Annotated in this window: 7 protein-coding genes; 2 read left to right on the top strand and 5 right to left on the bottom strand. The window is 71.9% G+C overall.

Translation table 11 applies throughout. From position 1 onward, the window contains the following. Positions 1–160 precede the first annotated feature (160 nt). Genes ABZT02_RS08445 through ABZT02_RS08435 form a run of 3 tightly spaced genes read right to left on the bottom strand, consistent with a single transcriptional unit; the run spans position 161 to position 3,778 of the window. Complete coding sequence (locus ABZT02_RS08445; protein WP_356015516.1) at positions 161–1,012, bottom strand: PaaX family transcriptional regulator C-terminal domain-containing protein; 852 nt, start codon at positions 1,010–1,012, stop codon at positions 161–163. A gap of 52 nt (positions 1,013–1,064) precedes the next feature. Further along, a complete protein-coding gene (locus ABZT02_RS08440) occupies positions 1,065–2,438 on the bottom strand; it encodes a hypothetical protein (protein ID WP_356015513.1) in 1,374 nt (457 codons plus the stop codon). Then, entirely contained in the window at positions 2,435–3,778 is a 1,344-nt protein-coding gene (locus tag ABZT02_RS08435) for an MFS transporter (RefSeq protein WP_356015511.1), read from the bottom strand. The genes ABZT02_RS08440 and ABZT02_RS08435 overlap by 4 nt, the downstream gene beginning before the upstream one ends. 149 nt (positions 3,779–3,927) lie before the next feature. On the opposite strand from ABZT02_RS08435, the gene ABZT02_RS08430 reads away from it, so the two are divergent. Then, the gene (locus ABZT02_RS08430) at positions 3,928–4,566 is read left to right on the top strand and encodes an RNA polymerase sigma factor (RefSeq protein WP_356015509.1); all 639 of its coding nucleotides are present in this window, start codon (positions 3,928–3,930) and stop codon (positions 4,564–4,566) included. Continuing rightward, positions 4,563–5,609, top strand: coding sequence for a CU044_5270 family protein (locus tag ABZT02_RS08425; RefSeq protein ID WP_356015508.1), 1,047 nt, complete (start codon positions 4,563–4,565; stop codon positions 5,607–5,609). Before ABZT02_RS08430 ends, ABZT02_RS08425 begins: the two co-directional genes overlap by 4 nt. 49 nt (positions 5,610–5,658) lie before the next feature. On the opposite strand, the gene ABZT02_RS08420 is transcribed toward ABZT02_RS08425, so the two are convergent. Both ABZT02_RS08420 and ABZT02_RS08415 read right to left on the bottom strand, forming a co-directional pair. After that, positions 5,659–6,207, bottom strand: a complete 549-nt coding sequence (locus tag ABZT02_RS08420) for an NADPH-dependent FMN reductase (RefSeq protein WP_356015507.1) — start codon at positions 6,205–6,207, stop codon at positions 5,659–5,661. A gap of 34 nt (positions 6,208–6,241) precedes the next feature. Then, positions 6,242–7,273: a LacI family DNA-binding transcriptional regulator gene (locus ABZT02_RS08415; protein ID WP_356015505.1), complete on the bottom strand. Its 1,032-nt coding sequence runs from the start codon at positions 7,271–7,273 to the stop codon at positions 6,242–6,244. Positions 7,274–7,276: the final 3 nt, after the last annotated feature.

Below are 7,276 nucleotides of genomic sequence, written 5' to 3'. Positions count from 1 at the left end.
GGCCTGTGCGGGTTGGGTGGGGGCGGGCGTTTCGCGCAGTTCCCCGCGCCCCTGAAAGCACGTCCACTGCACCTGCTCAAGGGGCGCGGGGAACTGCGCGACCAGCCACGACGCATCCGCACCCGCTCGGCAACCGAACCCGGCACTTCCTGGACGCTGCCTACGAAGGCTGTTGGCGCAGAGGGGTCGTCTCCAGGGTGGATCGGGCCGCCGCCAGGGCCGGGTGGGTCTGTTCGGCGACCCGGTGGAAGGTCTCCTGTGCGGCGCGGGCCGGCCAGGCCGGGGGGAGGTGGCGGGCCGGGAGGCGGGGGTCCGTGCGGATCGTGCGGAGCCAGTCGCTGACCAGGCGGAGGCGGGTGCCGATCGGGTCGTCGTCGGTGCCGTTGCCCAGGTGGGCGCTCCAGCGCTTGTCGAAGGTGACATAGCGCGCGGCGATGGACTCCAGGTCCCAGGTGTCGCGGATCATCTGCTCGATGTCGGTCACCTCGGCGGCCCGGGCGTGGAAGATCTTGACGTGGGCCGTGAGGCCGAGGTCGGTGACCACGGCGGAGACGTCCACGTGGCCGGGGGCGATCCACAGGCCGCTGTACAGGGCGCCGAACCCGGACCAGGTCAGGCGTGAGCGCAGGTCGTGGCGCTGGCGTTTCCACGAATCGGGCAGGGAGAAGCCGAGCAGGGTCCAGGAGCCGTCCCAGTCGTCGTTGACCGCGCCCTGCTTCCAGATGCGGGTGCGGCCGTCGATGAGGACGCGGGTGGCCTGCGGGGTCAGGCCGAAGAACATCTTGCGGCCCTCGCGCTGACGCTGGAGCAGGCCGCGGTTGACCATGCGGGTGAGGGTGGAGCGGACGGCCTGTTCGCCCACGCCCACCCGGCCCAGGACGTCGATGATGCTGCCCGAGTAGACGCCCAGGTCCCCCTCCTCCAGGACGTGGTTGCCGAAGAAGGTGAGCATGAGCGACTGCGGGCGCGGCTGCGGCCCGTCCGGGGTGTCCAGGATGTCGTCGTCCTCCACGGGGGCAAGGGTACGACCGCCCGCCGACCGTGCGGCAGGCGGTCGTACGAGGTCATCGGCGGTCGGCGGGGTGGGCAAGGTCGTAGGGGCGGAGGTAGGGGGTGGGGTGGTACCGGACGTAACGGGCGGGGGTGGTGGGGTCGGCCGCGGTGGCGCGGGTGTTGAGGGACGCCGGGTCGGTGCCCTGCCAGCTGCCGGTGGCCAGGCGGTCCTCCAGGGTGTGGAGGGCGGCGAGTTGTTCGGCGGTGCTGAAGGTGCAGTGGCCGGCGTTGTCGACGTACGCCTGGCGCAGGAGGGGGCCGGAACCGGCCGCCGTCACCGCCCGCTTCAGGGCGCTCTCCGTCTGGACGGGCACCAGGGGGTCGCCGATGGTGTGGATGTCGAGCTGGGGCTTGGTCAGCTTGCCGGTGAAGCTGCTGGTGGTGCTCATCCAGGCGACGGCGTTCCGGTCGGCCTTGATACGCGGGGCGCGGTTGAGGGCCGCCAGGTCCTTGCTCAGGGAGAGGCCGGCCTTCTTGTAGAGCTCGGTGACCTCCTTGCGGACCGAGGACTCGCCGAGCAGCCGGGCGTAGTCGACGCCGGTGTTCCAGGACATGTTGCCGCCCGCCCGCACCTCGGCCTCCTGGCGCCGGTTGAAGGCGGCGATCTTCAGCAGGCCCTTGACGGCGTCGTACTGGTTGGCCTGCTGGGCGTCCCAGTCGGTCGCGGCGGGGCGGGTCTGGGTGGGCGCGTTCCAGACCGGGATGTTGTGGAGGGCGGCGGCGAGGGCGATCCGGGCCCGGCCCTCGGCCGTCGTCTGGGCGGAGTCCACTGTGGCGGTCAGGGTGTTCGCCGCGTCGGTGGCGGCCTGCTGCGTCGGGAGGTTCACCAGCGGGACGTCGGAGCCCAGGAGCGTCTTGAGGGCGAAGACCGGGTCGAGGGTGTTGTTCCAGTTGGCCACGCCGCCGTGGACCAGGCCGCACATGGAGAGCGAGCCGTCGATCTCGTCCGGGGCGCGCTCGGCGATCGCGGTGGTGACCAGGCCGCCGTACGACCGACCCCACGCGATGGTGCGGGAGGCCTGGCCGAAGCGGCCGGTGAAGGTCTTCAGGGTGGCCAGCTGGTCGGGGACCGCGTCGGTGACCGCCCAGCCGGTGCTGGCGTACGAGGAGCCGATGAGGGCGTAACCCTGCTGGAGGAGAAGGGCCTTGGTGGCGGCGTCCGGGGCGTCCTGGGCGGGGTTGGCGGGGCCGCCGTTGTAGCCGTGGCTGAAGAGGAGGACGGTGCCGTTCCAGGTCGCGGGGACGTCCATCATGTACGTGGCGCCGGAGGGGAGTTGGCCGTCCACGTGGGTCGGGTCCGTGGTGGTCGCCGCCGTGGCGGCGGGTGCGGCGGTGAGAGTGAGCAGGAAGGCCGCCGTGCAGGCGATGCGGGTGCTGTGCCTCATGCGGTGATCTCCTCCGAGTGGGGGGTGGTGGGGAGTGCGGGAGTGGGGTCCTCGCCGAGTGAGGTACGGCTGGTCTCGCGGACGAACCACACCGTCAGCGCGGTGATCAGCGAGCCGCCGCACAGCAGGAGGGCGACGGGGGTGCCGTTGCCGCTGCTCGCGACCAGGCTGCCGGCGATCATCGGGGAGAAGCCGGCACCGACGAGGGTCGCGCCCTGGTAGCCGAGGGAGGCGCCGGTGTAGCGGACCTTGGTGCCGAACATCTCGCTGAACAGGGCGCCCAGCGGGCCGTACATCAGCGACTGGGAGATGCCGTGGCCGATGACGACGGCCAGGATCAGGGCTCCCGACGACCTGGAGTCGACGAGCGCGAGGACGGGGAACGCGGTGGCGGCGGACAGGATCGCGCCGGTGAGGACCACCGGGCGGCGGCCGATCCGGTCGGAGAGCGCGGACGCGCAGGGCAGGACGACCAGGGCGACCGCGGCGGAGACGGTGAGCGCGGTGAGCACCTGCGGGCGGGGGTAGCCGATGCCGGTGGCGTACGCGATCAGGTAACTGGTCAGCAGGGACTGGGCGGTGAAGGCGCCGATGCCGACGCAGCAGGCCAGCAGTACGGGCTTCGGGTGGCGCAGGACGTCGAGGACGGGGAGCCTCGACTCGGCGCGGTCCTTCTTCACCGCGGCGAACAGCGGGCTCTCGACCACCTTGAGGCGGACGAACAGGCCGACGCCGAGCAGCAGCACGCTCAGCAGGAACGGCACGCGCCAGCCCCAGGCCGCGAACTGGTCCTTGGGGAGGGTGGAGACCAGGGCGACGACGGCGGCGGAGATCAGGGAGCCGAGCGGGGCTCCCATCTGCGTGAAGCTGGACCACAGGCCACGGCGCTTCTCACCCGCGTGCTCGACGACCATGAGCGTGGCGCCGCCCCATTCACCGCCGATGGCGATGCCCTGGACGACGCGCAGGGTGATCAGCAGGACGGGCGCCCAGACACCGATGGTGTCGTACGTGGGCAGCAGGCCGATGAGGAAACTGGCGCCGCCCATCAGGCCCATGGTGAGCAGCAGCATGTTCTTGCGGCCGAGGCGGTCGCCGAAGTGCCCGAAGACGATGCCGCCGATCGGGCGGGCCACGTATCCGGCGGCGAAGGTGCCGAACGCGGCGATCGTGCCCACGGCGGGGTCGGCGCCGGGGAAGAACAGTTCGCCGAAGACGAGTGCGGCGAGGGTGCCGTAGACGAGGAAGTCGTAGAACTCGACGGCGGTGCCGAGCAGGCCGGAGAGGGCGACTCGGCGGAGTTGGCGGGTGCGTTCTGATGCGGTGGGGGACGGGGGCATCGCGCTCTCCCTTGAGCGGGGGAAGGACACCGCGAAATTAGGCTGTCTGGTGACTGCCGTCAATAAAGTGCACAACATTGATAGGAGCGCGACAGGGGAGTGTGACGTGTGTCACGGGAACTCGGTGATCCCGTCGGGCAGTTGAGTGCGTGACCACAGATATGCGAACCCGGATACGGGCCGGGGATCCGGACGCCTTCGCGGAGCTCTACGACGCGTGCGCCCGCTCGGTGTACAACCACGCCTTCCGGCTGACCGCCGACTGGTCCGTGGCCGAGGACGTCATGTCGGCGACCTTCATGGAGGCGTGGCGGCGCCGGGACTCGATCGAGGCCGACGGGGGTTCGCTGCGGCCCTGGCTGCTCGGCATCGCCACTAACGTCTCCCGCTCCCACGGGCGCGGCAACCGGCGGTACCGGGCCGCGGCGGGCGCGGCGGCCTCGGCGGGCGTCGCGGAGGTCGCCGACCACGCGGAGGAGATCGCCGGGCGGGTGGACGACCGGCGCCGGATCGCCGCCACACTGACCGCGCTCGCCTCCCTGCGGCGCCCCGAACGCGAAGTCCTGGTGCTGTGTCTGTGGGAGGGGCTGGAGTACGCCGACGCCGCCCGGGCCCTCGGCATCCCCGTCGGGACCGTCCGCTCCCGGCTGTCCCGGGCCCGGAGCAGGCTGCGGAAGCTGGCCGAGGTCGAACTGGCGCGAAAAAGACGGGAACTCGGCAGCGCAAACCGGCAGATAGCAGGTGATCGCGAATACGTGATCCGGTCCGCACAGGAAGGAAACCGATGAACGCCAGCCCCTCCCAGCCGCACCCGGCCGAGTGGACGGAGACCCAGGGTCTTCTGCCCTCCGCGGAGCGGGATCTGCCGGCGGGCCGCCACCAGTTCCACAAGGAGCAGATGATGGCCCGGATCCGAGAAGACCTGCGTACGACCCCTGTTGTTGCCGCGCGCCGCAACCCGTTCCTGCGCCGGGCGGTCCTGCTGCCCGCGCTCGCCTGCGCCCTGGCCGGCGCGGTGGTGGGCGGCCTCGCCCTGACCGGCGGCGGTGACGGGAACGCCTCCCTGGCCACCGGGCCCGCGCTGACCACCCGGGTCGGTGCCGCCGACGCCAAGGGCGCGGCCCCGCTGCTCGACCACATCTCCCTCGCCGCCGCCGACATCTCCCAACCCGGTGTGCGCGAGGACCAGTTCCTCTACATCGCGTCCAAGGTCGCCAGCACCTACCCGAAGACGGTCGACGACAGGACCACGGTGGTCAGCGAGGAGCTGCACTCCCGCCAGGTGTGGCAGTCCCCCGACGGCAGGAACGGCTGGCTGATCGAGCCGGGCAACACGAGCGGGGACGGCATCACCCTGGCCGGACCGAACCCGATCAGGTCCGCCTACGACAGGCTGGCCAAGCTGCCCACCGACCCGAAGGCCCTGCTGCGGAAGATCTACCAGGAGTCGGACGCCGAGCGGGACCCCGAAGTCCCGCGCGACCAGGCCGCGTTCGTCGCCATCGGGGACATGCTGACCGAGAGCTACCCGCCCGCGGACCTCACCGCCGCGCTCTACAAGGCCGCCGCGGCGATCCCCGGGGTCGTGGCGGTGGACGACGCGGTCGACGCGGTGGGGCGCCACGGGGTCGCCGTCGCGCGGCTGGACGAGCAGAACGGGCAGCGCACTGAGTGGATCTTCGACAAGAAGACCTACGCGTTCCTGGGCGAGCGCACTGTCCAGGTCGAGTCGGACGGGACCTTCAAGAAGGGGACGGTGACCTTCACCATCGCGATCACCCGGCGGGCGGTCGTCAACGAGATGAAGGAGGTGCCGGGGCAGGCGGGCTGAGTGGGGTGCCGGGCGCGGTGGAGCGCGCCCGGCGGTCGGCCCTGCCCTCTCAACCCCGGGAGGCCCGCGCCAACAGGCCGAGGATCTCGCCGAGTCGGCGGCGCAGCTCCGGGTCGGTGACGAGGCCGCCGCTGTCGACGGTGCCCCGGTCCACGGGGAGCTGGGCGCAGGCCGCGTCGACGATGTCGGCGCCGGTGTAGCCCAGGACCGTCCGCAGCGTTGCCTCCGCGCCCCGGCCGCGGCCCGGGGCGGCGGCGTTGATCCAGGCCACCGGCTTGTCGCTGATCTCGGTGCCGCCGACCGTCCAGTCCAGCAGGTTCTTGAACGAGCCCGGCAGGGTGCCCGCGTACTCCGGGGTGCAGACCAGGATCGCGTCCGCCCGCTCGATCGCCGCACGCAGGCGGGTCACCGGGGCGGGCAGCGGGTCGGTGTCGTCGTCGGGATTGAAGTGCGGAAGCTGGGCCAGACCGTCGTAGCGCACGGTGGTCACCCGCACGGAGGGTGCCACGGCCTGCGCGGTACGCAGCACGGCCTCGTTGGTGGAGTCCTTGCGCAGACTCCCCGACAGCAACAGGATCTCCGGCGGCGTCGTCGTCATCCGCCCAACCTATGTCCCGGGGGCGGGGGTCGCGTCAGACCCGCTGCAACGCCGGGGCGGGCCGCTCGCCCGAGCCCCGCACGATCAGCCGCGTCGGCACGGTGATGGTCCGGGCCCGGGTGCGGTCGCCGTCGAGGCGGGACAACGCGGTGGTCGCCGCCGTTCTGCCGATCTCCTCAGGGGCCTGGGCGACGACGGTCAGGGCCGGTTCGAGGGCCTCGGCCAGCGGGACGTCGTCGAAGGAGACGACGGCGACGTCCTTGCGCCTGCTGCGGGCGAGTTCGGCCACTATCCCCAGGGCGACGATGTTGTTGCCGGCGAACAGGGCCGTGGGGGGATCGGCCAGGCCGAGGAGTTGGGCCGTCGCGGCCGAAGCACCCTGCTGGTCATGGGCGTTGGTGACCAGGGAACGGTCGTAGGGGAGGCCGGCCTCATCAAGGGCCTCGCGGTATCCGGTGAACCGCTCCCGGCGGGTGTAGAGCTTGACCGGCAGGTCGCCGACGAAGCCGATGCGCCGGTGGCCGTGGGCGATCAGATGGGCGACTCCGTCGTGGGCGCCGGTGCGGTTGGAGCTGACGACACTGTCGGCGGCCAGGCCCACTCCGGGACGGTCGACGAACACGACGGGCAGGCCCGTCGCGCGGTGGGTCTTGAGGTGGGAGTGGTCGGCGCCGACGGACGGCACGACCAGCAGGATGCTGACGCGGCGGGCGAGGAACTTGTCCGTCAGGGCCCGTTCCCGGTCCGGGTCGTCCGCCGAGGAGCCCATGAGCAGGGTCAGCCCGCGGTCGCGGACCGTGTCCTCGATACTGCGGGCCACCGCTCCGAAGAACGGGTTGCCGAGGTCGGGGATGACCAGACCGATGGTCGTGTCGGGCCCGCCCACGCGGATGTTGCGCGCCATGAGGTTCGGCTGGAAGCCGAGCTTGGCCACGGCGGCGAGCACCTGTTCCCTGGTCTCGGCCGACGCGGGTCCGTCCTCGTTGAGTACGCGGGAGACCGTCTTGGCGCTGACGCCCACTTCGCGGGCGACGTCGGCCAGGGTCGGGCGGCGGTTCGCTGCCATGGA

Origin of the sequence: Streptomyces sp. NPDC005402 (genome assembly GCF_040606575.1) — a bacterium.
Taxonomy (GTDB): Bacteria; Actinomycetota; Actinomycetes; order Streptomycetales; family Streptomycetaceae; genus Streptomyces.
This window is presented reverse-complemented; position numbering and strand designations above follow the sequence as displayed.